25 protein-coding genes are annotated in these 26315 nt (G+C 66.2%); 14 read left to right on the forward strand and 11 right to left on the reverse strand.

Annotated elements, in window-relative coordinates; all coding sequences use genetic code 11:
* Positions 1 to 17 precede the first annotated feature (17 nt).
* The 6 genes from hutU to U0034_RS16390 all read left to right on the forward strand — a co-directional run bounded on the left by hutU (position 18) and on the right by U0034_RS16390 (position 7001).
* On the forward strand, positions 18 to 1709 hold the full coding sequence (hutU, locus tag U0034_RS16365) for a urocanate hydratase (protein WP_085226786.1): 1692 nt from the start codon (positions 18 to 20) through the stop codon (positions 1707 to 1709).
* Positions 1710 to 1720: 11 nt separating this feature from the next.
* On the forward strand, positions 1721 to 2350 hold the full coding sequence (locus U0034_RS16370) for a HutD/Ves family protein (protein ID WP_233211796.1): 630 nt from the start codon (positions 1721 to 1723) through the stop codon (positions 2348 to 2350).
* 127 nt (positions 2351 to 2477) lie between these two features.
* Positions 2478 to 3731 carry an imidazolonepropionase gene (gene hutI / locus U0034_RS16375; protein ID WP_085227244.1) on the forward strand — a complete coding sequence of 418 codons (1254 nt, stop codon included), beginning with the start codon at positions 2478 to 2480 and terminating at the stop codon, positions 3729 to 3731.
* Positions 3728 to 5122: a formimidoylglutamate deiminase gene (locus tag U0034_RS16380; RefSeq protein WP_085226788.1), complete on the forward strand. Its 1395-nt coding sequence runs from the start codon at positions 3728 to 3730 to the stop codon at positions 5120 to 5122. The genes hutI and U0034_RS16380 overlap by 4 nt, the downstream gene beginning before the upstream one ends.
* A 90-nt stretch (positions 5123 to 5212) precedes the next feature.
* The gene (gene hutG, locus U0034_RS16385; RefSeq protein ID WP_085227245.1) at positions 5213 to 6034 is read left to right on the forward strand and encodes an N-formylglutamate deformylase; all 822 of its coding nucleotides are present in this window, start codon (positions 5213 to 5215) and stop codon (positions 6032 to 6034) included.
* A 127-nt stretch (positions 6035 to 6161) separates the two neighbouring features.
* Complete coding sequence (locus U0034_RS16390) at positions 6162 to 7001, forward strand: alpha/beta fold hydrolase (RefSeq protein WP_085226790.1); 840 nt, start codon at positions 6162 to 6164, stop codon at positions 6999 to 7001.
* Between the two features lie 90 nt (positions 7002 to 7091).
* Here U0034_RS16390 and U0034_RS16395 read toward each other — a convergent pair whose 3' ends face one another.
* Positions 7092 to 8060, reverse strand: coding sequence for a LysR family transcriptional regulator (locus U0034_RS16395; RefSeq protein ID WP_085226792.1), 969 nt, complete (start codon positions 8058 to 8060; stop codon positions 7092 to 7094).
* Positions 8061 to 8220: 160 nt separating this feature from the next.
* A complete protein-coding gene (locus U0034_RS16400; RefSeq protein WP_199187016.1) occupies positions 8221 to 8571 on the reverse strand; it encodes a hypothetical protein in 351 nt (116 codons plus the stop codon).
* A 403-nt stretch (positions 8572 to 8974) separates the two neighbouring features.
* Here U0034_RS16400 and U0034_RS16405 point away from each other — a divergent pair, with 403 nt between their 5' ends.
* Positions 8975 to 9280 (forward strand): HigA family addiction module antitoxin, encoded by a 306-nt coding sequence (locus U0034_RS16405; protein WP_085226797.1) that lies wholly within the window; start codon positions 8975 to 8977, stop codon positions 9278 to 9280.
* A 36-nt stretch (positions 9281 to 9316) separates the two neighbouring features.
* On the opposite strand, the gene U0034_RS16410 is transcribed toward U0034_RS16405, so the two are convergent.
* Positions 9317 to 9865 carry a hypothetical protein gene (locus tag U0034_RS16410; RefSeq protein ID WP_085226800.1) on the reverse strand — a complete coding sequence of 183 codons (549 nt, stop codon included), beginning with the start codon at positions 9863 to 9865 and terminating at the stop codon, positions 9317 to 9319.
* 151 nt (positions 9866 to 10016) lie between these two features.
* Between U0034_RS16410 and U0034_RS16415 the strand changes: the two genes are divergently transcribed.
* Genes U0034_RS16415 through U0034_RS16430 form a run of 4 tightly spaced genes read left to right on the forward strand, consistent with a single transcriptional unit; the run spans position 10017 to position 14553 of the window.
* Positions 10017 to 10910, forward strand: a complete 894-nt coding sequence (locus U0034_RS16415) for a helix-turn-helix transcriptional regulator (protein ID WP_085226802.1) — start codon at positions 10017 to 10019, stop codon at positions 10908 to 10910.
* Positions 10911 to 10916: 6 nt separating this feature from the next.
* A complete protein-coding gene (locus tag U0034_RS16420) occupies positions 10917 to 12881 on the forward strand; it encodes a DUF3857 domain-containing transglutaminase family protein (RefSeq protein ID WP_085226804.1) in 1965 nt (654 codons plus the stop codon).
* A 30-nt stretch (positions 12882 to 12911) separates the two neighbouring features.
* On the forward strand, positions 12912 to 13550 hold the full coding sequence (locus tag U0034_RS16425; RefSeq protein WP_085226806.1) for a helix-turn-helix transcriptional regulator: 639 nt from the start codon (positions 12912 to 12914) through the stop codon (positions 13548 to 13550).
* A gap of 40 nt (positions 13551 to 13590) precedes the next feature.
* Positions 13591 to 14553 (forward strand): threo-3-hydroxy-L-aspartate ammonia-lyase, encoded by a 963-nt coding sequence (locus U0034_RS16430; protein WP_085226808.1) that lies wholly within the window; start codon positions 13591 to 13593, stop codon positions 14551 to 14553.
* A 16-nt stretch (positions 14554 to 14569) separates the two neighbouring features.
* Here the strand turns inward: U0034_RS16430 and U0034_RS16435 are convergent, their stop codons facing one another.
* The 4 genes from U0034_RS16435 to U0034_RS16450 all read right to left on the reverse strand — a co-directional run bounded on the left by U0034_RS16435 (position 14570) and on the right by U0034_RS16450 (position 18796).
* Positions 14570 to 15391 (reverse strand): hypothetical protein, encoded by an 822-nt coding sequence (locus U0034_RS16435; RefSeq protein ID WP_085226811.1) that lies wholly within the window; start codon positions 15389 to 15391, stop codon positions 14570 to 14572.
* Positions 15392 to 15488: 97 nt separating this feature from the next.
* Complete coding sequence (locus U0034_RS16440; RefSeq protein WP_102622845.1) at positions 15489 to 16352, reverse strand: cytochrome c oxidase assembly protein; 864 nt, start codon at positions 16350 to 16352, stop codon at positions 15489 to 15491.
* A 77-nt stretch (positions 16353 to 16429) separates the two neighbouring features.
* Positions 16430 to 17473 carry a HoxN/HupN/NixA family nickel/cobalt transporter gene (locus U0034_RS16445; protein ID WP_085227246.1) on the reverse strand — a complete coding sequence of 348 codons (1044 nt, stop codon included), beginning with the start codon at positions 17471 to 17473 and terminating at the stop codon, positions 16430 to 16432.
* Positions 17474 to 17638: 165 nt separating this feature from the next.
* Positions 17639 to 18796 carry a pyridoxal phosphate-dependent aminotransferase gene (locus tag U0034_RS16450; RefSeq protein ID WP_085226815.1) on the reverse strand — a complete coding sequence of 386 codons (1158 nt, stop codon included), beginning with the start codon at positions 18794 to 18796 and terminating at the stop codon, positions 17639 to 17641.
* A 35-nt stretch (positions 18797 to 18831) separates the two neighbouring features.
* Between U0034_RS16450 and U0034_RS16455 the strand changes: the two genes are divergently transcribed.
* A complete protein-coding gene (locus U0034_RS16455; RefSeq protein WP_085226818.1) occupies positions 18832 to 19542 on the forward strand; it encodes a GntR family transcriptional regulator in 711 nt (236 codons plus the stop codon).
* 58 nt (positions 19543 to 19600) lie between these two features.
* Here the strand turns inward: U0034_RS16455 and U0034_RS16460 are convergent, their stop codons facing one another.
* The 4 genes from U0034_RS16460 to pdxY form a co-directional block, all read right to left on the reverse strand.
* The gene (locus U0034_RS16460) at positions 19601 to 20749 is read right to left on the reverse strand and encodes a branched-chain amino acid ABC transporter substrate-binding protein (RefSeq protein WP_085226820.1); all 1149 of its coding nucleotides are present in this window, start codon (positions 20747 to 20749) and stop codon (positions 19601 to 19603) included.
* 491 nt (positions 20750 to 21240) lie between these two features.
* Positions 21241 to 21717 (reverse strand): cupredoxin domain-containing protein, encoded by a 477-nt coding sequence (locus U0034_RS16465; protein WP_085226824.1) that lies wholly within the window; start codon positions 21715 to 21717, stop codon positions 21241 to 21243.
* A 161-nt stretch (positions 21718 to 21878) separates the two neighbouring features.
* Positions 21879 to 22229 carry a hypothetical protein gene (locus U0034_RS16470; RefSeq protein WP_085226826.1) on the reverse strand — a complete coding sequence of 117 codons (351 nt, stop codon included), beginning with the start codon at positions 22227 to 22229 and terminating at the stop codon, positions 21879 to 21881.
* 62 nt (positions 22230 to 22291) lie between these two features.
* Positions 22292 to 23143, reverse strand: a complete 852-nt coding sequence (pdxY, locus tag U0034_RS16475) for a pyridoxal kinase PdxY (RefSeq protein ID WP_085226829.1) — start codon at positions 23141 to 23143, stop codon at positions 22292 to 22294.
* 518 nt (positions 23144 to 23661) lie between these two features.
* Between pdxY and hpnI the strand changes: the two genes are divergently transcribed.
* Together hpnI and hpnJ are read left to right on the forward strand one after the other, a co-directional pair.
* The gene (gene hpnI, locus U0034_RS16480) at positions 23662 to 24837 is read left to right on the forward strand and encodes a bacteriohopanetetrol glucosamine biosynthesis glycosyltransferase HpnI (RefSeq protein WP_085227247.1); all 1176 of its coding nucleotides are present in this window, start codon (positions 23662 to 23664) and stop codon (positions 24835 to 24837) included.
* A gap of 55 nt (positions 24838 to 24892) precedes the next feature.
* Positions 24893 to 26314: a hopanoid biosynthesis associated radical SAM protein HpnJ gene (gene hpnJ, locus U0034_RS16485; protein ID WP_085226831.1), complete on the forward strand. Its 1422-nt coding sequence runs from the start codon at positions 24893 to 24895 to the stop codon at positions 26312 to 26314.
* Position 26315: the final 1 nt, after the last annotated feature.

A 26315-nucleotide genomic window follows, 5' to 3' on the forward strand; every position in this document is an offset into this window, starting at 1 on the left:
ACTCTGGAGAGTCGCCCATGACCGATTCGAATTTCGCCGATCCGCGTTTCGACGCCACGCGCAACATACGTGCGCCGCGCGGTGCGCAAAAGACCTGCAAGAGCTGGCTCACCGAGGCCGCTTACCGCATGATCCAGAACAACCTCGATGCCGAAGTGGCCGAGCACCCGCATGCGCTCGTCGTCTACGGCGGAATCGGGCGGGCCGCGCGCAACTGGGCCTGCTTCGACCAGATCCTCGCCTCGTTGAAGGATCTCGAGGACGACGAGACGCTGCTCGTGCAATCGGGCAAGCCCGTGGGCGTATTCCGCACGCATCCCGATGCGCCGCGCGTGCTGATCGCGAATTCCAACCTCGTGCCGCACTGGGCGACCTGGGAGCATTTTCACGAGCTGGACCGCAAGGGGCTCATGATGTACGGCCAGATGACAGCCGGCAGCTGGATTTATATCGGCAGCCAGGGCATCGTGCAGGGTACGTACGAGACGTTTTTTGCCGTCGCGAACCAGCACTTCGGCGGCCGCGCGCAGGGGCGCTGGATCCTCACGGGCGGGCTGGGCGGCATGGGCGGCGCGCAGCCCCTCGCCGCGACGATGGCCGGTTTTTCGATGATCGCGGTCGAATGCGACGAGACGCGCATCGATTTCCGTCTGAAGACGCGCTATCTCGATCGCAAGGCGACGACGCTCGATGAAGCGCTCGAGATGATCGAGGCGGCGAAGGCGAGCGGGCAGCCGGTATCCGTCGGCCTCGTCGGCAACGCCGCCGATGTGTTCGCCGAGTGCGTCGCGCGCGGCATCACGCCCGATTGCGTGACCGATCAAACGAGCGCGCACGATCCCATTCATGGCTATTTGCCGCAGGGGTGGACGCTCGCCGAGTGGCGCGAGCGGCAAAAGCGAGATCCGCAGAGCATCGTCGCGGCGGCCAAGCAGTCGATGGCCCACCAGGTGCGCGCAATGCTCGCGCTGCAATCGCGCGGTGCCGCAACGCTCGATTACGGCAACAACATCCGCCAGATGGCGCTCGACATGGGCGTCGAAAATGCCTTCGACTTCCCCGGCTTCGTGCCGGCCTATATTCGTCCGCTCTTTTGCGAAGGAAAGGGGCCGTTCCGTTGGGTCGCGCTCTCGGGCGATCCCGAGGACATCTACAAGACGGATGCGAAGGTCAAGGAGTTGATTCCCGACGACGCGCATCTGCACAACTGGCTCGACATGGCGCGCGCACGCATTGCGTTCCAGGGGCTGCCCGCGCGTATTTGCTGGGTTGGCGTGAAAGACCGCTATCGTCTCGGGCTCGCGTTCAACGAGATGGTCGCGCGTGGCGAGCTCAAGGCGCCGATCGTCATTGGCCGCGACCACCTCGACACGGGCTCCGTGGCGAGCCCGAACCGCGAGACGGAGGCGATGAAGGACGGCTCCGATGCGGTGAGCGACTGGCCGTTGCTGAACGCGCTCCTGAACACCGCGGGTGGGGCCACATGGGTCTCGCTGCACCATGGCGGCGGCGTGGGGATGGGCTTCAGTCAGCATGCGGGCGTCGTCATCGTGTGCGACGGCACCGAGGCGGCCGCGCGGCGTATCGAGCGCGTGCTGTTCAACGATCCGGCAACGGGCATCATGCGTCACGCCGATGCCGGCTACGAGATCGCGCAGCGTACGGCGCGCGAGGTCGGGCTCCAGTTGCCGATGCTTGATCGTCGATGACGGCGGCGCCGATGGCGGCAATTCCGGACCACTCGCGCGGCGACACGGCGCCGAGCACCTCGATGCGGATCGTGCGCGGCGCGGCGTTGGCTGCGGCGCCGTGGAAGAACGGCGGGGGCGTGACGCGCGAGGTTGCCGTGCATCCGCCGGGCGCCGGTTTCGATAACTTCGTCTGGCGCGTGAGCGTGGCCGATGTCGAGCGTTCGGGGCCGTTCTCCCGCTTTGCCGGTGTCGATCGCACGCTGGTGTTGCTCGCGGGTGCCGGGATGCAGATTGCCGACGCGCGCGGGATGGCGCAGACCTCGCTGACGGCGCCGTTCGCGTTCGTGCAATTCCCTGGCGAACTCGCGATCGATGCGGCGCTTGTCGACGGGCCGACGCGCGATTTGAACATCATGTTGCGGCGCGGCTTGGCGACGAGCGCAGTCGAGCTTTGGCATGGCCCCGGCGAGCATCGGCTCGATGCCGACACGGTGCTCGTTTTCTGCGCCGAGGGACCGATCGAGTTGACCGACGGCGAGGGCGCGTTCGTGCGGCTCGACACGATGGATACCTTGCGTGTCGACGGCGCGCGCGCCTGGCATTGCACCGTGACCGGCGGCGGCAGTGCCGTTGCGATCGGCATTCGTGGGGCTTGCTGATGCGCGCTTTGATGCACGCTTTGGTGCGCGCTTCGATGCTTGCTTGCCGGCGGCAAGCGCATCGCTGCCGGCGCATCGTGCGAGCCGCCGATTCATCGAACCAATCCAGCTTGAAGGGTGCTGTACGATGACCGAATCGATCTGGCAGGACATGCATCTTTGCCCGCGCGGCGATCTCGACGAGACGATCCAGGACGCCGCGATGGCCGTGCGCGACGGCAAGATCGTGTGGGTCGGAGCGCGGTGCGCGTTGCCGGAATCATTCTCCGCGTGGCCACACGAAAATCTGAACGGCGCATGGGTGACGCCGGGGCTTGTCGATTGCCACACGCACCTCGTCTACGGTGGCCATCGCGCGGACGAGTTCGCGTTGCGCCTTGCGGGTGCGAGCTATGAGGAAATCGCGCGGCGCGGCGGCGGCATCGTTTCGACGGTGCGCGCGACGCGCGAGGCGGACGAGCCCGCGCTCATGCGCGCGTCCGCGCGACGGCTCGAGCCGCTCTTGGCTGAAGGGGTAAGTGCGATCGAGATCAAGTCCGGCTACGGGCTCGATCTCGACAGCGAACGCAAGATGTTGCGCGTCGCGCGCGAACTGGGGCGTCGCTATCCGGTTTCCGTCTATACGACGTTTCTCGGTGCGCATGCGCTGCCGCCGGAGTTCGCCGGCCGCGCCGACGCGTACATCGACGAGGTCTGCGAGCGCATGCTGCCGGCACTGGCCGGCGAGGGGCTCGTCGACGCGGTGGACGTGTTTTGCGAGCGCATCGGCTTCACGCTCGCGCAAAGCGAGCGCGTGTTCGAAGCGGCCGTGCGTCATGGCCTGCCGGTCAAGATGCATGCCGAGCAGTTGAGCGCGAACGGCGGAGCGGCGCTTGCCGCGCGCTATGGGGCGCTGTCGGCCGATCACCTCGAATATCTCGACGAAGCCGGCGTGGCGGCGATGAAGGCGGCTGGGACCGTGGCCGTGCTGCTGCCGGGCGCCTATTACTTCATTCGGGAGACGCAGCTGCCGCCAATCGAGCTGCTGCGCCGCTACGAAGTGCCGATTGCGCTGGCGACCGACAGCAACCCTGGCACGTCGCCTGCCACGTCGCTCGTGGCGATGATGAACATGGCTTGCACGCTTTTCCGGCTTACTGTTCGCGAAGCGCTTGCCGGCGTTACGGCGAATGCGGCGCGCGCGCTCGGACGAAGCGACCGGCACGGCGTGCTCGAACCGGGGCGTCAGGCCGATTTCGTTGCGTGGTCGGTCGACTCCCTGGCCGAACTCGCTTACTGGATCGGTCGCCCTCTCGCCGCGCGTGTCGTGCACGCGGGCGTGCCGGTCGCACACCCGTACGGCCCGGGGGCGAACACGATGATGCAAGGAGCGGCGCAATGACGAACGGAGAGCGACAGGCCCTCTTCGCGCCTCACGCGTATTTGCCAGAAGGCTGGCGCGAAAACGTACTGATCGAATGGAGCGATGCCGGCATGCTCGCGCGCGTGACGCCGGATGCCGCGCCACCAGCAGGCGTGCCGCGTGCGCAGGGGCCGGTGATGCCCGGCATCCCCAATCTGCATTCGCACGCATTCCAGCGCGCGATGGCCGGACTCACCGAATACCGCGCGCAGGGCAGCGATACGTTCTGGAGCTGGCGCGATCTCATGTATCGGTTTGCCGCGCGCGTGACGCCCGAGATCCTCGCGGCGGTGGCGTATTGGCTCTATGTCGAGATGTTGAAGACCGGTTACACCTCGGTCTGCGAATTCCATTATCTGCACCATGCGCCGGACGGCAGCCCCTATGCGAATCGTGCCGAGTTGGCTTCGCGTGTCGTCGATGCGGGCGCGCGCGCGGGCATCGGGCTCACGATGCTGCCCGTGCTCTACGAGTACAGCGGCTTCGGCGAGCGGCCGCCGCGTGCCGACCAGCGCCGGTTCATCAATACGCCCGAGCAATTGGTCGCGCTGCTCGACGCGCTCGCGAGCGCGTACCCCGAGCACGCCGGATTGGCTTATGGCGTGGCGCCGCATTCGCTGCGTGCGGTGTCGGCGGCCTCTCTGGCGCGGTTGAGCGCCGCGATGAGCGAGCGGCCCGCGGCGCCTGTCCATATCCATATCGCCGAGCAAACCGGCGAGGTGGACGATTGCATTGCGGCGACGGGCATGCGCCCCGTGGAATGGCTGCTCGAGCACGCCGATGTGGATGCGCGGTGGTGCCTCGTCCATGCAACGCACCTGAGCGGGACCGAAGTCGGCGCACTCGCGGCAAGCGGCGCGGTGGCGGGGCTTTGCCCCACGACCGAAGCGAATCTCGGCGACGGCGTGTTCCCGGCTGCCGCCTTTCTGGAAGCGGGTGGGCGGATCGGCATCGGCTCGGACAGTCACATTGCCGTCGATTGGCGTGCCGAGCTGCGCCTGCTTGAATACGGGCAGCGTTTGGCCAGGCGCGAGCGTAATGTGCTCGCGTCGGCCGAGCGTGTACAGGTGGCCGAACGGCTGTTCGACGCGGTGCTCGCCGGGGGCGCCGCCACGACGGGCCGCGCAACAGGCGCGCTGCGCGAAGGCTGTCGGGCCGACTGGCTCGTGCTCGATGAGGCGCATCCGAGCGTCGACGGGCATCGCCCCGAGGATTGGCTGGCCGGCCTCGTCTTCTGCGAGCATGGCGGCATGCCGGTATGCGATGTCTATACGGGCGGTCGGCGCGTGGTCGAGGCTGGCCGGCACGCCGACGAAGAGCGGGCTTACGCCGGCTATCGCGCGGCGCTTGCGCAATTGATCGGCGGATAGATACGAACCCGGGCTTGATGTACCGCTGAGGCTGCGCTCGCGCGCAGGCTTTGCCCGATGAGGGCGCACGTCTCTTCTGCGAGAACGATGATGGACAGCACGACCGATCTTCCGATTTTCACGCTGCGGCAAGGAACGCTGCCGCTCGTCATTTCCATGCCGCACGTCGGCACGTGCATCGCCCCCGACATTGCCGCGACGATGACCGAGGCCGCATCACACGTCGACGATTGCGACTGGCACCTCCAACGTCTTTATGCGTTCGCCGAGACGAGCGGCGCCTCGATGATCGTGCCGACGTATGCGCGCTACGTGATCGATCTCAATCGGCCGCCCGATGACGCGAATCTCTATCCAGGGCAGGACACGACCGGCCTGGTGCCGGTCGACACGTTCGACAAGGCGCCGCTCTATCCGCCGGGCGGGCAGCCGCAAGCCGAGGAGATTGCCCGGCGGCGGGCGCGGTATTGGCAGCCTTATCACGATGCACTCGCAAGCGAGATTGTCCGGCTGAAGCAGCGGCATGGACGCGTGCTGCTCTGGGAGGCGCATTCGATTCGATCGGAGGTGCCGCGGTTTTTCGCGGGGCGGCTGCCCGATTTCAACTTCGGCACGGCGGGCGGTGCGAGTGCCGCGCCGGGGCTGGCCGATGCGCTCGTGGATGAAGTGACTCGGCATGGCGGCTATACCGCCGTTGCGAACGGGCGGTTCAAGGGCGGATACATTACGCGGCGATACGGTGTGCCCGATGACGGTGTGCACGCCGTGCAGCTCGAACTCGCACAGATCACCTATATGCAGGAGACGCGGCCTTATGCCTGCGACGAGGCGCTTGCTTCGCGGGTGAGTACGCTGCTCGGCAAGCTCGTAGACCATGCGCTTCGGTATATCTCGACGGATTCGATCATGTGATGATCGACACTCCGTCACGCGGCGGCGGTTATCAAGCTAAACGACGGAATCTAAGATGCCTCCATGGTGCGGGCGATCCATCCCGCACCCATACGTGTTCGATTGACACACTGAAAGGGGCATCGCAATGCAGATTCGAACGAGGGGAACCACGATTCACGTGGAGACGCAAGGCAGTGGGAATCCGGCGCTTGTCTTCCTCCACTATTGGGGCGGCTCGTCGCGCACATGGGACGGCGTGGCGCGCGAACTCCGCGCCGACCACGAGATCGTGGCCATCGATCATCGGGGATGGGGAGAATCGGGCGTACCCGACGAGGGCTATGGCATCGCCGACATGGCGAACGACGCGCAGGACGTGATCGAAGCGCTCGGTTTGCGACGCTACGTCCTGGTCGGCCATTCGATGGGCGGAAAAGTGGCCCAACTGCTCGCGTCGCGCCGGCCCACAGGGCTCGAGGGGCTCGTTCTGGTCGCGCCGTCTCCGCCTTCGGCCATGGCGTTGCCGGACGAACAGCGCAAGGCGATGGCGGGCGCCTACGATTCGCGCGAATCGATCTGCTGGGTGCTCGATCATGTCCTCACCGCGCAGCGTCTCTCTAACGAAAGTCGCGAGCAGGTCATCGCGGATAGCCTGCGCGGCGCCAGGAAAGCGAAGGAGGCATGGCCGAACGCGGCCATGCTCGAGGACATTACCGCAGACGTCGGCTTCGTCGACGTGCCCGTGCAGGTAATCGCCGGTGAGCTGGATCAGGTCGACCGTGTGGAAACCTTGCAAAAGGAACTGCTGTCGCGAATGGCCGGCGCACGGCTGCATGTCCTGCCGGGGATCGGACACCTTTCGCCGCTCGAGGCGCCGTCAGCGGTCGCGGCACTCATTGGCGAGTTCGTACGTACAGTGCGGGCGCGCATCGATGCAAGCGTGCCTCAGGCGTCCAGGCGGGTTGCCACCGCTGCCGATCGCTGAAGCGCAGCTTTGCGGCTTTGCGACTCGCGGCGCAAACCATACGTTCATCTCGCGCGCGGGAGCGGACCGCTGTTGCCGTCCGTTCGGCTTCTATGCGCTTCGACGCTGGGGCTCGCCGTTGGCGCGACGCCGCGTGGTCTTCTTCCGATTCATCGTGCGATCCCATGGCGGTTCGTTGCCGAACGCGGCGACCAGATGATCGATCAGGTTGCGCACCTTGACGGGCACGTGACGCGTGCTTGGGTAGACCGCATGAATCGCGAGTTCGGATGCGCGATAGTCGGGCAGCAACTCGACGAGCCTGCCTGGTGAGATCTGCTCGCCGAAGACGAACGTCGGGCCATAGGCTACGCCAACCCCCGCGAGCGCCGCGGCAACGAGCATCTGCGTGTTGTTGGCGGCCATCCGGCTCGGGCCGTCGATCACGTGCTTGCGCCCGGCCGCATCGATCAGCGTCCAATCCCCCGCGGATACGGCTTCGCTGAAGACGAGCCGCGGAGCGTGCCGCAAGTCCTCCGGGGTGCGCGGCGTGCCATGGCGGCGCAAATACTCCGGCGACGCGCAGACGACCATCCGGCAAGGTGCGAGCCGGCGCGCGATCAGTCCTGAATCCGGCAGACGCCCGATCCGTACCGCGACGTCGACGCCGGTTTCGAGCAAATCGACGTAGCGATCACTGAGCAAGACTTCGACATTGACGTGCGGATGGGCTTCCAGATATTGCGCGAGCACGTTGCCAAGATGCATCGCGCCGAACGTGACGGGCGCGGCGATGCGCACCGTGCCACGGGCTGTACCTTGAGCGTCGCTCGCTTCGCGATTTGCTTCTTCGAACGCTTCGAGAATGCGCTTGCAACGCTCGTAATAGATCTGGCCGACGTCGGTCAGGCTCAGGCGGCGCGTCGTTCGCTGCAGCAGCCTGGCGTTGAGTCCGGCTTCGATCGCGCTGACGTACTTGCCAGCCATGGCGGGCGAGAGCCCGAAACGCCGCGCGGCGGCGGCGAGACTACCCTCGTCGACGGCGGCGACGAATACGCCCATCCCGGTCAGCCGGTCCATTCGTTCCTCGATTCGATAGTGAGATGATCGAATCAGTGAGTATGAACGAGGATCGATGGCGCGAACTCGGTTTACGCGGTACCGGAGCCCGATTAATCGGCCGTCGGCACATCGATTCCGGCAATGAAGCGGAAAGACTCCATTGCCGGGGAGCTGGCCTTTACTGCATCATCGCGCCCGTTTGTCGGGGCTGCCCTTTTCGATTGCAGGCGGGCGGGTTCACCATGCCGAAGCTGAGCAGGTTGCCGCCGTTGATGGTGCAGGCGAACTCCTTGCCGTCTTTCGCCTTGACGTTGACGTACGTATTCGTACCTTCGGTACGGCGATTGGTCACGACGAGCTCGTCCGGAGAATATCCCAGCGTACCGGCGGTGCTCGATCTGATTTTTTCGTCAGTCAACATGTTGGTGCTGCCCGCAATACTGGAACAGCCCGAAATCGCCAAAACCACGATACCCGCGAAAAAGACGCTTGCTGACCGCATAAACCCTCCGTTGTTTGCTTTTACCACCGTTGTCTACGGGACATAGGAACAACTTCTGGCGCTCCCCGTTGGGTCCCGGCGCCAGCCCGATGCCCGCATAGAGGAAAAGAATCGAATCGTGCCTTTTGAACTTATCCGGTTATACGAAGGTACCCCGCGAACGAATGCGGAAAATACCATGATTTAGCGTGGATGGCATCAAATTAAAGTATATAGATCGGTCTACAAAGAAGTCAATCGTGCACTAAAGCATGGCTTGTACCGTAATGCGGGGCTGGTGCGCAGTTCGCATAGGCAAGCGATGAAAAGGGTGCCGTATGCGTGCCGGAGACCGGTCACCTCAACGATGTCGCTGATTGGCTACAGTGGCGAATGACAAGCAGCCATTGTCAGTTGACGCTATGGTCGTTCCCCGATAAGGTGGCGAGCCATGGCCGATACCGACTTCATTCATCCCGGCGCGATCGTGCGCCAGCTCTGCCTCGAGCGCTTCAACCTGAGCGTGACCGAGGCTGCCACGGTGCTCGGCGTGAGCCGGCAGGCGCTCACGAACCTGTTGAGCGGCAAGGCTGGCATTTCGCCGGAAATGGCGCTGAGGCTCGATAAGGCGTTCGGCGGCGGCGCGGAAACCTGGCTGCAACGTCAGCTCGTACACGATCTGGCCCGCGCTCGCGAACGTTTCGACGATCTCGCCGTCATGTCGATGGCGCAGCAGCGCCAGCGCTCGTTGTTCTGATCGGCGAATCCGCGCGCCCGTCTCCCGCGCCCCTGTTCATTGGCCCGTACGCGTCGCGAGGAATTCGCCTTCGAGCCGCCACGTCGCCCCGTCCGCATCGAGCGCCTCGCCAATCCAATGAAAACGGTCGTGCGCGATATCGGTAAAACGCCACCGTGTCGGCTGGCCGTCGGAGCGCGCGCCGGTCTGCACGATATCGCGCCCGATACGGCGGCCGATTTGCGTTTCGCGATGGCTCCTGGCCGGGTTGGTCCATTGAATGCGCCAAGCTCGCAATTCGGGATCCCAACTGCGCAGCGTCGTGCCGTACATGTTCATGTCCGGGTCTTCAGGCGGGCGCGCGCCGCGCGCGGGCATGATCCAGACGTCCTCGATCGCACGCCCCTCGAGCACCCAGCCGAAATGGACCTCGCCCGTCATGCCCTGGCCGCGCAGGTCCACGCCCCGATAGCAGAGGACGTCGAGCGACCAGCTGCCGACCAGCCAGCCGTAGACGTCATCGGTTTCGGCGATGTCGGATGCGCGCCCCGGTGCGGCGAGTGCGAGCACAAACGCATTCGTCAGGTTGGTTTCGATGCGGTTCATCGTTGTCGCTCCATGGGCAATGGATTCGTTCATCGGAATCCGGTTTTCCTCTCCATCAGGCGACGCGCGTCGTGCCGCGTATTCTCCCGCTTGCCGACGGCTTGGCGCGTGATGTCCTATAACGATCGTATGCAACGGGAGAGGACGAAACTTGGCAAAAATTGCGGTGGCCCTCGATGCGGCACTGGCGCGGCAACGGGCCGGCGAACTGCCCCCCGACGTGCGGCCGCGGCGGCTCGCAGCCGGCACGGGGTGGAGCGTCGAGGATGTGCTTTGCACGCACGGCCCGAATGACGAGCCGTTCGAGGAGCGGCACGATCGATTCGTCATTGCGCTCGTGGCTGCCGGCGCGTTCGAGTACCGGTCGAGCGCGGGCCCCGCGCTGATGACCCCGGGTTCGCTGTTGCTGGGCAACGCGGGCGCGGTGTTCGAATGCCGGCACGACCATCGAACGGGCGATCGCTGCATTGCATTTCGTTTTGCACGCGAGTGTTTCGAGCAGATCGCGGCCGATGCCGGCATGGGCGGCACCGAGGCGCGGTTGCGCGCCTCCCGGGTCGCGCCGTCGCGTACGTTTGCCCGTCATGCGGCGGCGGCCTGTGCCGGCGTGGTACGAGGCACGGCGTACGGATGGGACACGCTCGCATTCTCGCTGGCCGACCGTGTGCTTTCGCACCTTGCGGGCAAGGCCGCCGTCCATCCGGACGCGCTCGATGCAAGGGCGCTCGAGCGCGTCATGCAAGTGGTGTCGCGCATCGACGAAGCACCCGACGGCGTGCTCGATCTCGACAGCCTCGCTCGGCACGCGGGCCTGAGCCCTTATCACTTCGTTCGTACCTTCCGGAGGGCCACGGGCACCACCCCGCACCAATACGTGTTGCGTGCGCGGCTACGGGCCGCTGCCGCGCGGCTTGCGGACGAGCCGGCGAAAATCGTCGACATCGCGCTCGATTGCGGATTCGATGATCTCTCCAATTTCAATCGTGCGTTCCGGGCCGAATTCGGGGCCAATCCTCGCGCCTATCGTGCCCGGTTCGCGGGCTGACATGCCATGCCGCGCGAGGGCTGTTCGGTGAGCGCCGTGACCGTCGAATACGTTGCCATCGTTTGCACGATCGTTGCGCTCGCAACGGGCCTGGCGCGCGCCGAGGGAACGGCCGGCGATGCGCCGGCTTCGGGCGTGCCGCCATGGACCCTCGAATCGGATGCCCATCGCTTCGTGCTTCGGTACGACGGCACCCTCGAAGAGCGCGACGAGAAGACGCTCAGAGCCAATACGGCGGCGGGCGTCGATGCCATTGCTCAGCAATACGTCTGGTTCGATAAGGACACCGAACGATTGACGATCCTCGCAGCGGAGTCGATCGACCCGGACGGTCGGGCGTATGCGGTCGGGCCCGAGGCGATTCGCGACGTCGAGGAGCCGCGTGCGGCCGGTGCGCCACGATTCGACAGCGGCTTGCTGCGCACCGTCATTTTCCCTCGCATGGGACCGGGCTGGCGCGTTCATCTCGTCTTCGCCAAGACGCGCACGGTTCCGATCGAACGCGGCGTGTTCAGCTACTACGTGGAGCCGACGCGCGAGCCCGTCGAAGACCAGCAGTTGGTTTTCGATCTGCCGGCCGACATGCCGCTTTTCGCGGACGCGCGCGGCTACGTGGCTGAGCCGGCCGAGACGGAGGATGGACGCACGCGCTATCGCTTTCGCTACCGGCATGGGCCGTACGCGCCGATCGAGCGGGGCGCGGTGGGCTATGCGCAGACGGGCGACCGTTTGATGGTGACGACGTTGCCCGACTTTGCCGCCTTCGCCGAGCGTTATCGGAGCGGTTCGGCCGATCCGAGCGCCGACGATCCGGCCGTTGCCGCGCTGGCCCTGCGGCTCACGGCCGGTTCGCCCGATACATGGTCCAAGGCGCGCGCCGTCTACGACTGGGTGCGCATGAACATTCGCTATGTGGCGCTTTTCGTCGGACAGACGGTCGCACGGCCGCATCGCGTGGCGGACGTGCTGCGCGATCGCTATGGCGACTGCAAGGATCACGTCGCGCTCTTCGTCGCGCTGCTGCGCGCGGCTGGCATTCGTGCCCAGCCAGCGCTGATCGCGCTCGGGAACGTCTATACGCTGCCATCGGTGCCGGGCTACGGTGCCAGCGCCATCAACCACATCATCGTCTGGATACCCGACGTCGGGCGTTTTGCCGATACGACGGCCGGAGGCGGCATCGCATTTGGCGACCTCCCGGCCGGCGTGATGGACCGGCCGGCCTTGCTCGTGGACGACGGCGCGATGACGCGCACGCCGCCTGACGCCGAGCGATCGCGCGACGCGCGTATGCAACTCGAGGTGGACGAGCGCGGGCATGCGCGCTACGCCTACCGGGTGGAGGACAGCGGCTGGACGGCGGAGCTCGAGCGCAACGTGTTTCGCCGCGCCACGCGCGAGCGCGTTCAGCAGATCGGCGGCGAGCGGTTGCGGCAGGGCCGCCTGCGTGGCACGGCGCAAGTCGTCACCGGCGACGTTGCCGCGACGAGCGGGCCGTTTGCGGTATCGATGACGGGCACGATCGATCGCCTGATCCGGCCCGACGGCATGGCGGGCCTGCCATTGCTTTCGAGCCTGCCGGGCGGAATCGCGACTCAAGTGGACGGGTGGCTCGGCATTGGCACGCGCACGCAGCCCTTCATCTGCACCGGCGGCAGCTTCGACGAGACCGGGCAGGTTGCGCTGCCGTCGGCAATGCGCATCGTGTTCGTGCCGGGCGACACGATCGTCGTCACGCCGTCGATCCGCTATGAATCGCACTACATCGCGGATCAGGCAAGCGGCGTGGTTCAGGTGACGCGGCGGCTGCGGGCGTCGTTCGATGGGCAGGTCTGCAGCCCGCATCAATTCGAGTCGATGCGCGCGGCGCTCGAGCAGATCGAGCGCGATGCCGATTCTCAACTCATCGTGCGAGGCGTGCCTCAGCACGACGCCGCGATCCGCGATGGGGTTCGCGATGGGGTTCGTTGACGAAACGTCTAATTCTAGATAAATTGAGGAATGGCGACGAAGAAACAGACGAGGAACGACGGCGATGCGTTGATCGGTCAACTGGAGCAGATCGCGCGCGGCCTGGGCGAAACATTCGCGCCGTTTTGCGAGGTCGTAGTGCACGATCTGCGCGATCCCGCGCATACGGTGGTGGCTATTCACAACAATCTGTCTGGGCGGGCCGTGGGCGATCCGCCTACCGAAGTCGGCCTTGCGCGACTTGGTGACGAGGGCTTTCCCGAGGTGGTCGCGAACTACCCGAACCGCTTTCCGGATGGCCGGCCGGCCAAGAGCACGTCCATCGGCATTCGTGGTGCCGACGGCCGCTACGTGGCCGCGCTGTGCCTGAACATCGACCTGACGCTTTTCAGTGCCCTGGAGAACGTCCTGCGTCGGTTCGGTGCCATGAACACGGCGGCGGGCGTCGTCGAGTCGCTCGAGCCCGCGGGGGCGCACGCCATCCGCGCCCGGATCGATGCATTCGCGGCCCGGCTTGCCACGACGCCGCGAGCGCTGAAGGCCGAGGATCGCCGCGCGCTCGTGCGCGAGTTGAAGGCGTCGGGCAGCATGGAGATCCGGCGTGCGATGGATGTCGTCGCGCAACATCTCGGTGTATCGCGCGCAACCGTCTACAACGACGCCAAATGAACACGCTCCTCTCCAACCGAACGAAAGGGAATGGAACACCATGCTGACGCTGCCTGCTTATGACGACGTGGTTGCCGCAGCCGAGCGGCTGCAAGGGTATGCGCATAAAACACCGGTGATGACCTCGCGCACCGCGAACGAGGCGCTCGGCGCGCAGGTGTTCTTCAAGTGCGAAAACCTGCAGCGCATCGGCGCGTTCAAGTTTCGCGGCGCGTTCAATGCGCTTTCGCAGTTCGACGAAAGACAGTGCAAGGCGGGCGTGGTGACGTTCTCGTCGGGCAATCACGCGCAGGCCATCGCCCTGGCGGCGAAGCTGCTCGGCATTCCGGCGACGATCGTCATGCCGCTCGACGCGCCCGCCGCCAAGGTGGCGGCGACGCGCGGCTACGGCGCGAATATCGTCACCTACGACCGCTACAAGGAAGATCGCGAGGAGATTGGCCGCGAACTGGCCGAACGGCATGGGCTCACGTTGATCCCGCCCTACGATCACCCGCACGTGATTGCGGGCCAGGGCACGGCGGCCAAGGAGCTATTCGAGGAAGCCGGCCCGCTCGATGCGCTTTTCGTGCCGCTCGGCGGTGGCGGGCTGCTCTCGGGCTCGGCGCTTTCGGCGCGCGCGCTGGCGCCTGCGTGCCGTGTCTATGGGGTCGAGCCCGAGGCCGGCAACGATGGGCAACGGTCGTTCCGCTCGGGCGAGATCGTCGAGATCGATACGCCGCAGACGATTGCGGACGGCGCGCAGACGCAGCATCTCGGGCAATATACGTTCGCGCTGATTCGCGCGCACGTCGACGACATTTTTACCGCGAGCGACGCCGCGCTCGTCGAGTGCATGCGCTTTTTCGCCGAGCGCATGAAGATCGTGGTGGAGCCGACCGGGTGCCTCGCCTTCGCCGCCGTGCGAGAGCAGCGCGAGACGTGGGCAGGCAAGCGCGTGGGCGTGATTCTGAGCGGCGGCAACGTCGACATCGCGCGCTATGGCGCGTGGCTCGCAGCCTGACCCGGCGCCGGCGCTTTTACTGCTGGGCCGCCTTCTCGGCCGTGCGGGAGGGTGCCGGCTCGAGCGATATCGCGGATTCCCTTCGGCGGTTCAGCGCGAGCCGCTTCGTGCACCACTGCACGAACATGGCGAGTACCGCTGCCTCGACGAATGCGGCAGGCACCGGCTGAGCGGGCAGCGTTGCGGCGAGTGCGAGGCAGAATGCGGCGAACGAGAAGCGCCCGAGCACCATGCCGCGCATCAGCGAGACGACGAAGTCGGGACCGTGCGCACGATGCGAAGAGACGGCCAGCACGCTTCCCAGCAGCGGAAACACGGCGAGCAGGCCGCTCCAGCTTGCACCGGCCCAGGCCGACAGTGACGTGACGGCCAGCGTCAGGACCGCGCCGGCGGCCATCCGGCCCGCGAGATCGGTATAGCCGAGCGGTGCTTGCGGCGCGACCGCTCCTGCTTTTGGCAGAAACGACTGGCCGCAGAGGACGGCCACGGCAGCGACCGTTGCCGCATAAGCCGGCGAAGCGGGCAATGCCGCGAGCGCACCGGCGCTCATGCCCCAGGCTGTGAATGCGTTCGCGAGCGCGACGGGCCATGGCCATCGGCGGCAGCTCCAGGCATACGCAAAATTGAACGCCTCCGATGCAACGATGGCGGCAAGGGCCATCCCGGCGGCATGCGCGGCGAAGGCGGCCCCGCGCTCGAGCGCCAGCAGAAAGAGAATCGGCCCTGCCACGACGGGCAGCCCTGCGATCCATCCGGCAACCGATGGGCCCCACCATTTGCCCGACATCGACACGATCATCAGAAACAGCGGGACCAGCGTGAGCTTGAGGGCGAGCATGGCGGATTGGCGTTCGCTTGACGCTGGATTGTAGCGAAGGTGCGGGCGAAGCGTTGCAAGGTGCGCGAGCGGTACCGTTGTTCGGCCGCCCAGCCGCTCATCCTCCGAGCACGGGCGCGGCGCTGCTCTGGGCCCGGCGCGGTGCCCTGGGTGTGGCCGGGCGGCGCGCCGACAGACGCATCATATGACGCAGCGCCATCATCGCGCCGATCGCCTCGAGCACGGCCGCGGGCACCCACATGATGAGGCCGCCGAGGCTCTGGTCGAGCACGGGCGGGATGGACGTGAAGGCCCGGCCGCACAGCGTGAAGATCGGATACAGATCGCGCGACGAGAACGTGATGATGGCGCCGACGAGAATCTGCGGCGTCATCGTGATGACGGGCGACAGCACGCGCAGCCCGGGGCGCGTGCGGCTCGGCGGTGCAGGCCGATGATCGAGCAGCATCCACCAGTAGAGCAGCCCGCTGATCGCCACGGTCCAATTCATCAGCGTATAGATGCGCCAGTCGAGCATGGCGACGAACTGCACTGACGGGATCAGCCAGAACACGACCGAGACGACGAATGCGAGCGAGATGAACGTCGGATTGAGCAGGACGGACCCGGCAATGCGCGCGGCTCGCGTGTGTTGCGCCTGCCGCAGCCGCCTGCGCCAGGCGAGCGGCAGGCCGGCGCGCATGACGTTGCCCGGGTACGAGGACATCAGCACCAGCGGCGCGAGATGATGAAGCACGAGGTGCTGGAGGCGGTGGATGAAGAACTGATGCTCGGCGTAATAGTCGAGCCGCGTGTGCAGCGCGACGTAAAAGAGCACGAGCCCCGTCCAGAACGCTGCCTGGCGCGCAAACGACACGCTGATGCGGCGGGCGCCGCGCGCGTAGACCAGCGCGGCGGCGATGAAGAGGGTAACGAGAACCGGGGACGGTTCCCACGGGGCGAGCAGGCTGAGGAGCGACATGGCACGGCGGCGGCTAGGCGGCGAACCGCGATGGTAGCAGGCGCCGGTCCGATGTGGATGTTTTTGCCGGCGGGCCGTCAGTCGGCCTGTCGCAGCCGCCGGCGTTCATGGGCGCCGACCGAGGCCATCCAGCATAGGAGGAACAAGCCGGCGATGAGATAGCCGATCGTCGAGAAATGTTCGTTCAGCGCGCGTACGGCTTGCCAGATGGGGCCGTCCCGATGCCAGGCGTCGCCGACGAGGCCGAGCGCTTCGACGGTTCCCACGCCGAACGCCACGACGATCGAACAGGTCGTGATCGCGATGTTGTAGCGCAGCTTGCGCATCGGATCGACGAGGGCCCACCCGTAGGCGCGGACCATCAAGAGGCTGTCGGTCGTGTCGACGAGCGTCATGCCGGCCGTGAAAAGCGCCGGCATGACGAGAATCGACGCGATCGGAGTGCCTTGCGCCGCGTTCGTTGCCGAGATGCCGAGCAGCGCGATTTCGGTAGCGGTATCGAAGCCGACGCCGAAAAGCAGGCCGAGCCAGTACATATGATGGCTGCGCGTCACGAGCCGCATGAGCGGCTGCACGACGCGGGCGAGCAGCCCGCCGCCCGCAAACGGCGCACCGGTGGGAATCGAAACGATGGGCGATCCGGCCCGCACGCGCCGCCAGGCGCGCACCGCGGACGACAAAATGGCGACGTTGACGAGCGCGACGGCGAAGAGAAACCCGGTGGAGACGAGCGTGCCGATCGTCGAGCCGATCTCGCGCCATTCGGCCACGCGGGCTTGTACCGTGCCGGCTGCGAGCGCAACGCCGATGCACGCGGCCACGACCACGGTCGAATGCCCGAGCGAGAACATCAGGCCGGCTGCGATCGGGCGCTGCCCGGCTTGCATCATCTTGCGCGTGGCGTTGTCGATCGCGGCGATGTGGTCGGCATCGACCGCATGGCGCAGGCCCAGCGAGTAGGCGACGAGGCAGGTCCCCATGAGCAGCGTCTGGCCGCTAAACGCGATGAAGGCCCACGCCCAGGCGGCCACGTTGAAGGCGATGAGCGGCAGATAAAGCGCGAGGAACCGCCCGCGCTGGGAGCGCGCATCGTCGGCGGGCGGAAGCGTCGAAAAAGACATGTGGTTCGGTTCGGAGGACGCACCCGCGGTTCGGGCGCTCGGGGCTTCGATCATAAGCGGTCAAAAATGACGCCGCTGCGACACTGTCGCCTCCGTTGCCATCTTGCGGCCGATGCGGGATAGCGTCAGACCATTGGCATGCCGATCTCTGTCGCGCAGCACCGCTCAGAGCTGCCACGCCCTGCGGATACGCTCGCGCAGGTCCGCGAGACGCGCAGCCGGTTCGTTGGCATAAACGAAGCGCAAATACCGCTCCGCGCCCGGCCCCCAGCCCGCCATCGCCGTGGCGGCCACCTTGCCGCGCGCGAGCAGCCGGGCAGAGGCGTCCTGCGGCTCCAGGCCGAGCGCGCGCGTGTCGATGAGCAGCGACCAGCCGCCATGCGGGCGCACGATGGGCAGATCGGCGAGGCTACTCATCAGCACGTCGCGCCGATGCTGCCAGGTGTCGACCGCGGCGCCGACACCATCGTCGGCGGCCGTGAGCGCCGCGGCGGCGCCCGACATGGCGATGCCGACCTGGCAGACGACGTTCGACAGGCTCGTGAGCCGCACGTCGTTCATGAGTGCGGCGGGCCCCACTATCCAGCCGACGCGCCAGCCGATCATCCGATACTCCTTCGACACGGCACCCACGGTGACCGTGCGCTCGCGCATACCCGGCAGGGCGGCCGGATGCAGTACCTCCCGGCCGTCGAACAGAATGCGCTCCATCGCGGCGTCGTAGACGAGCCATGCGCCGGTGCGTTCGCAATGAGTGGCCACGGCCTGCCATTCCTCGAGCGAGAAAACATGCCCGGTCGGCATCGACGGCGACATCAACAGCAGTGCCTTCGTGCGGGGGCCGATCGCCGCGCGCAGTTGCTCGAGATCGAGCCGCCAGCCGTCCGCTCCCGCCACGAGCGGCGCGAAGCGGCACACCCCGCCGGCAAGACGCACGCGATTGATGAGGCCGGCGTAGGTGGGCGCGGTGAGCACGACTTCGTCGCCGGGTTCGAGGATCGACAACAGCACGTTGAAGATACCTGCAAGCCCTCCGGCCGAGACGATGCACTCGCTCACCGCGTCGTACCGCGTTCGAGCGGCACGGCCGACGCGCTCGGCCGCCGCCTGCCGCAACGAGCCGATGCCGAGAAACGGCAGATAACTGTTGGCCGCATCGTCGTCGATTGCTGCGTGGGTGCGGCGCAGGGCGTCCGCGGGCGGACGAAGATCGGTGTCGAGGTTCTCGAGCCGTAAAATGTCCGGATCGTGCAACGCATCCGCCGCGTTGCCGACCTGGTCCACGCCGATGCCGGGAATGTTCCTCAACCGGGACACTGTCATCGCGACCTCCTCCGTCGAGTTTTTAATATATTAAAATGAAGAAGTCCGCGGATGCAAAGTTTTCCTCGGTTTCGCTGGCCGAGCGTATTCGCGAACGTATCGCGAGCGGCGAGTGGCCGCCGGGCACGCAGCTGAGGCAGGATCGCCTCGCCGAGGCGTTCGGCACGAGTCACATTCCCGTGCGCGAGGCGTTCGTGCAATTGCAGGCGAGCGGCTTCGTCACGATCGTTCCGAACCGCGGCGCGTTCGTTTCCGCGATGACGGCCGCCGAGGCCGAGGAGTTGCAGGCCATGCGCGTGGCGCTGGAGCTGCTGGCGCTGGATGCGGCCATCGACGCATTCGGCCCGGAGCACGAGCGGCGCGCGCGGGAAGTGCTGGCGAGCGACAAGAAGGCCCGCCAAGTGGATGAATGGTCGCGTGACAACTGGGCGTTTCACCGGGCCATCTACGAGGCCGGCGGCCAGCGGCATTTGCTCGAGACGCTCGAAGGCATCTGGTTGAAGGCCGACCGGTACTTGCGGCTCGTCTGGCAGTTGCGCCGGTATCAGGGCGCATCGTTCGCCGAACATGCGGCCATTCTCGAAGCGGTGGCCGCGCGCGATCGCCGGCTCGCCAAACGTCTCACGAAGGCACACATCGTCGCGGCCGGCGCCGTAATGCACGAAGCGCTGCGCAGTCTGCCGCAGCGGCACGCCCATGACGACGGGAGCGTTGCCGCTGCTCAAAAGAAAAGCGGCGCCTCCTGAACGGGGCGCCGCGAGTGCGGGGGAGAGGCGGGCGCGAGCCGCAGCCTCTAGCCCGGAATCACAACCCCTTCATCGTGTTGACGGCCGTCCATTTCCCGCCTTTGACCTGATAGACGGTGGACGAGCCTTCCTTGAGCGAGCCATCCGGGTTGAAAGCGATATGGCCCGTGATGCCGTCGAAGGCGATGGTCTTCAACTTCGGACGATAATCGGCAGGCTTGGTCGAGTTCGCGGCCTGCATGGCCTTGATGGCGGTCCAGGCCGCGTCATAGCCGAACGGCGCGTACGAGGCGGCGTCCGCATTGAACTTCTTCTTGAACTTCTCGGCGAAGCCTTTACCGACCGGCGTGCTGTCGAGCGGCCGCCCGTACTCCCAGGCCATCGCGCCGTCGGCGGCATCGCCGGCGAGCTTGACGAACTCGGCGTCCATTACGCCGCCTCCGCCCACGAACTGCGCGTTGATGCCCAACTGGCGCATCTGCTTCATGATGCCGGCTGCCTGCGGGTTGAGCGCCGCGACGAAGATGAGATCGGGGTTGAGGCCCTTGAGCTTCGTGAGCTGCGTCTTGAAGTCGGTCGCCTGGTTCGTCGTATATTCGCGCCCGATGATATTGCCGCCCGCGGCTTTCACGGCTTTTTCGAACTCGTCGGCTTCGCCCTGGCCGAAGGCGGTCCGATCGTCGATGATCGCGATGCGCTTGGCCTTCGTCGTCTTCACCGCATAGGTGCCCGCCGTCCCGGCGTTTTGCGCGTCGCTCGAGATGACCATGAAGATGTTTTCATAGCCCCGGCCGGTGATCTTCGGATTCGTGGCGGCCGGGTCGATATCGGGAATGCCGGCTCGCTGATAGATCTCGGAGGCCGGAATCGTCGTGCCCGAATTGAAGTGACCGACGATGACGTTCACACCTTCGTCGACAAGCTTTTGCGCAACGGCACTACCGGTTTTCGGGTCGGCCTGGTCGTCCTCGGCCACGAGTTGAAGCTTGGCAGGCTGCCCGTTGATCTTGATGCCTTGCGCCATGGCATCGTCGAGCGCCATTTGCACGCCGTATTGGAGATCCTTGCCGTAGTTCGCATTCGGTCCGGTGAGCGGCGCGGCGAAGCCGACTTTGACGACGACATCCGCGGAAGCGGAAAACGGGATGACGGAGAAAAGCGTCCCCAGTGCAACGGCAACGGGGGTAATCGTCTTCGTGAAACGCATGTTCTTTCCTTTATTCGGCAAACATGGTGAAAACGGCAGTGGCGTGCATGCCGGCGCCGATACAGGCGCGAGCGAATCGAGAGCGAATCGAGAGCGAAGCGCGGGCGGCGGCCGGTGCACGGCTCTTTTCGATGAAGCGGGCGTGTGGCGAAGTCCTCCTGGCATTCGTAGTATTGATCGGCAGCCGCCTTCGGTCATGCGATACGGCGTGCCACTCGAGGCGAATATAGAAAGCCAATAACGGATCGTCTTGACGGTTCGACTCGCTCGCCATGCGCATTTCGGCATAGAGAAAAAACGCGGGCAATCAGGGCAAACACGCCGCTCGCCCGCGCTTTGGACGCGCTGCCGGCGAGCCCGCGTGCGCCGCTCGCACGCGAAAACGAGCAAACCGATCGCGCCGTGCACTGCCGTCGCCGGTGGCAACACATCGAAGTCAAGGGCCTGGTACCGGTGCCACCGGCGCGCCTCGCAGCGGAGGCGGCGTGCTTCTACCTCAATGTCACACGCTTGAACATCCCGGCCTGATAGTGGCCCGGCACGTTGCACGCGAACACGAGCCGGGGGTCGCGTACGTCGGCAAAGCGCCAGATGAGCGTTTTCGTTTCGCCCGGCGCGAGGCTGACGACGTTCGGGTCGTCGTGCTGCATGCCCGGCATCGCCATCATCTCTTGCTGATGGGCTGCTTGCCCGGCCTCGTCGGCCACACCGAACTCGTGCGGCGCCGATCCGGTGTTCCTGACGACGAACGCGACGACATCGCCGCGGCGGATATCGTCGCTGTCGAAGACGAGTTGCATCTGGTCGTTGGCTTGCACGTGAATTGTCCGGGTGACCGCGCGTGCGTCGGCCGTGCTGCCGAACGGGAAGCGATGGCCGGCGTCCGCCTGCGCGGTCGGCGTGGCGAGGGCGGCGGAGAGGGCGAGGGCGAGCGCGGCGAGCGTCGCCGCGGATTGGAGGGATTTCATCGTCGATTCCGAATATGTGAGTTCACAGGGGGAGCAGTGGGCGCTCGATTTGCGCCGCTCCGACAGTCGATGCGCAGCGGGCATGGCGGCATAGGGCCGCGGCGCGATGCCGCAGCCCTATGCCGGAATAGCGGCTGGGCGGGTACTGCGCGAGGGGAGGTTCAGGTGCGGCGCGGAGGGCGCAGGGGCGGCGCGGCGGACGTGCCGAGCGCCAACGTGGCGGTGTGCGCCCGCCGGACATGGCCGAGCGAGGCGAGCGCGGGTTCGCCGTTGCGGCCGGCCGCGCCTGCGCTGGCGCAGGCCGCGCCGCACGCGGCATCGGTCATGCAGGCGGCACGGGAGGCATGCCCCGGCGAGTGCGTTGCGCTCGATGCTTGGACGGCGCGCTCGTTCGTTGCCATACCCGTGCGAGGCGCACAGGACGCGTGCGCCGGGGCCTCGCCGTGGGCGAAGGCAGGGCGCACCGCGAATGCGAGCAACAACACGAGAGCGAAGCGGACAAGCGCGTTCATGGCCGCGAGTATAGGGCCCGCGGCGCCGGCCGCGCAATGCGCGAGCGTACGTCCGTACGTCGTCAGGCAGCATCGACGAACCAGGCGCCGAGCCATTCGCTGGGCCGCGCGATGTCGTCCTGAGCGGCGACGAGTTCCAGCTCGTAGCGGCCGGCTTCATAGGTGGCCTTGAGCACGGCATGCACGGCGGCCACGGTGTGCTCGAGCGCCGTGCGTACGTTGTCGCCGAGCAGCCGCCGGGCGACGAACACGGCGCTCGTGAGTTCGGCCACGCCGACCGGCTGGCGCGCGAACGGATAGCGCGGGTGCTGAGTCATCCAGGCCTCGCTTTGCGTCACGGCGAGCAGATTGATGCGATCGGCCGGGCTGTTGCGGTCGCGCAACTGCTTGACGAGGACGACCTGCGGGCCTCGGCGGATAATGTCGCGGCACGCGGCCACTGCTTCGTCGACGGTGTCGACCGTTCTGCCGGCGAGTTTTTGCAGTGCGTCGTGCGTCGGCGCGAGGCCATCCGCGTACTCCGGAATCGTCTGGAGCAGGTAGTCGTCGACGTTCGCGCCGGCACCGGCGCCGATGACGGGCGTGGCGAAATGCCATGCGTGCGGGTTGGTCGCCTTGACGGTGCGTACGATCTCGACGACGGCGCGCACCTGGTCGGTCGAACTGAGGTAGCCGGACAGCACCGCGTCGCAGCGACGCAACATGCCGATTGTGCCGATGCCGTCCACGAGTTCCGTCATCTGCTCTGCGTCGATGGCGCTGCCGGCCCAGTGACCGTACTGCATATGGTTCGAAAACTGCATCGTCTCGAGCGGCCAGACGTTCACCCCGAGGCGCTGCATCGGAAATGCGGCGGCGCTGTTGCCTGCATGGCCGAAGACGACGTGCGGCTGGATGCTGAGAACGTTCTTCATCATGGCTTCGCTTCGCGCGTCGGGCGCGCGGTTCGAGGTCGACCGGGGCGGGCTGGCTGCCTCGCAGCAGCGTTTGCGCGGCGAGCGGCTTCCGATCTGAAACACGATACATGAGTTGCTGCGTCGCGTCATCGTTTCCAGGCCCCTTGGTCGCACCTCGTGGTTGCGCCCGTGGCCGGCCGCGCAGCCCGGCGCGCCGGGGCTGCGCGGCCGCCGCGGCAGGGGTGCGCGCGTGCCGCGGGTATGCCAGGGTGGGTTTGGCGCAACGCGCGGCCTGCCGTCCGGGCGCCTTGGTCACGCCGCGCTGCTACAATTGCCGGTTCGCGAACCCCTCCCTGCACACATTGCGCGCCGCTCAGCGGGCCGGCAAGAGCAGACAGAAAGGGGAAGGCGAGCAGGATAGGGGAAAGATTCGAGATGAGATGGGAGCCACCAACCTTGGCCGCTAGCGAATTTTCATCGTGTTGCAGCGCGGCGTGGGCGGCCATGCCGCGCCCGCCGGTTCGGGGGCACCGACCGTGACGACTGCGCTCGTCTCCGATTGGGTGCTCGTGTTGCTCTGCTGCATCGCAGCCGGGTACGCGCTCGCGGCCGCGCTCGCAATGCGCCCGGCTTCGTCGCGCCGGCATGAGCGCTGCGCAGGCCCCACCCTCTCACCCGTAAGCGTGCTCAAGCCGCTATGCGGCGCGGAGCCGCGTCTCTTCGAAAACCTCGCCACGTTTTGCAATCAGACGCATCCGCATTATCAACTGCTCTTCGGCGTGTCGTCGCCGAGCGATCCGGCCATCGCGGTCGTGCAGCGCCTCCAGGAGGCTTATCCGCGGCACGACATCGCGCTCGTCGTCGATCCGCTCGTGCATGGGCAAAACCTCAAGGTCAGCAATCTCATCAATCTGGCGGCGCAGGCGCGGCACGATCTGATCGTGATTGCCGATAGCGACATCGCCGTGCAGCCCGATTACCTCGAAGCGGTGACGGCACCGCTTGCCGACCCGAAGGTCGGCATCGTCACCTGCCTCTACCACGCGCGCAGCATCGGCGGATTCTGGACGCGAGTCGGAGCGCTCTTCGTCAACGAATGGTTCGCGCCGTCCGTTTATATAGCGCATGCCGGCGGCTCGCGCCGGTTCGGCTTCGGCGCGACGCTCGCGTTGCGGATGTCCACGCTGGCCGCCATGGGTGGCTTCAACGCGCTCAAGGACTGCCTCGCCGACGACTACTGGCTCGCCGAGCATACGCGCCAGCGCGGGCTCGTGACCGTGCTCTCGGACGTCGTCGTGGCCACTGACGTCATCGAGCCCGATCTTGCCTCGTTGTGGCTGCGCGAGACGCGCTGGCTGCGCACGATCCGCTCGATCAACCCGCTCGGTTTCGCGTTTCTGTTCGTCACGTTCACCGCGCCGTGGCTGCTGCTTTCAGCGCTGCTCGCGGCCGCGCCGTTCGGCCACGCCGGCGGGGCACGCGAAGCGGCGCTCGTGGCCGCGACGGCGATCGGGTTCGCGGCCCGGCTCGCCATCCACGTACGCGGCTCGCTCGGCGCGCGCGCGTTCTGGCGCGACCTGCCGCTCGTGCCGCTGCGCGACGCGTTGCTCGCGCTGCAGTGGCTCGCCGCGGCCTTCGGCTCGCACGTGATCTGGCGCGGGGCGCGCATGCCCGTCGTCACGCAGGCGGTGGAGGGCCCCGATGGCTCTTGACCGCCTCCATTCCAACCATCAGTACCCCGTATCTCCACAGGATGCCGGAGCATTCATGAAAACGCTCTTTTTGCAGGCCCCGTCGTATGACGGTTTCGACGGCGGAGCCGGATCGCGCTATCAGGCCAAGCGTGAAATTCGTTCGTTCTGGTATCCGACGTGGCTCGCCCAGCCCGCGGCGCTCGTGCCCGGCAGCCGCGTGCTCGACGCGCCGGCCGACGGCCTGTCGGTCGATGCAACGCTCGAGATCGCCGCGCAATACGACCTCGTCGTCATTCATACGAGCACCCCGTCGTTTCCGACCGACGCGCTCTTTGCGCAGGACCTGAAAAAGCGCAAGCCGTCGGTACTGATCGGCATGGTCGGCGCCAAGGTGGCCGTCGATCCGCACAACTCGCTCGTTGCCACGGACGCGATCGATTTCGTCGGCCGCGAGGAGTTCGACTTCACCTGCAAGGAAGTGGCCGAAGGCAAGCCGTTCCCGGAAATCAAGGGGCTGAGCTGGCGCGCGAAGGACGGCTCGATCGAGCACAACGAGGCGCGCCCGATTCTCGAGAACATGGACGAGCTGCCGTTCGTTGCGCCCGTCTACAAGCGCGACCTGAAGATCGAGAACTACTTCATCGGCTATCTGAACTACCCGTACGTCTCGATCTACACGGGGCGTGGCTGCAAGTCGCGCTGCACGTTCTGCCTGTGGCCCCAGACGGTCAGCGGCCATCGCTATCGCACACGCTCGGTGGAGAACGTGCTCGAGGAAGTGAAGTGGATTCGCGACAACATGCCCGAGGTCAAGGAGATCATGTTCGACGACGACACCTTCACCGACGATACGGCGCGCGCCGAAGAGATCGCGCGCGGGCTCGGCAAGCTCGGCGTGACGTGGTCGTGCAACGCCAAGGCCAACGTGCCTTACGAGACGCTCAAGGTCCTGAAGGAAAACGGGCTGCGCCTGCTGCTGGTCGGCTACGAGTCGGGCGACGACCAGATCCTCGTCAACATCAAGAAGGGGCTGCGCACGGACTTTGCGCGCCGCTTCAACGCGGATTGCAAGAAGCTCGGCATCAAGATCCACGGTACCTTCATCCTCGGCCTGCCGGGCGAGACGAAGGAGACGATTCGCAAGACGATCGAGTACGCCAAGGAAATCAACCCGCACACGATCCAGGTTTCGCTTGCGGCGCCTTATCCGGGCACGACGCTCTACAAGCAGGCTGTCGACAACGGCTGGCTCGAAGAGAACAAGGTCGTCAATCTCGTCAGCAAGGAAGGCGTGCAGCTTGCCGCCATAGGCTATCCGCACCTGTCGCGCGAAGAGATCTACCACCACCTCGAGGCGTTCTACAAGGAGTTCTATTTCCGCCCCTCGAAGATCTGGGAAATCGTGCGCGAGATGTTGACGAGCTGGGACATGATGAAACGCCGTCTGCGCGAAGGCGTCGAGTTCTTCCGGTTCCTGCGCGCACACGAGGCGTAGG

This window comes from Trinickia caryophylli (assembly GCF_034424545.1).
GTDB lineage: Bacteria > Pseudomonadota > Gammaproteobacteria > Burkholderiales > Burkholderiaceae > Trinickia > Trinickia caryophylli.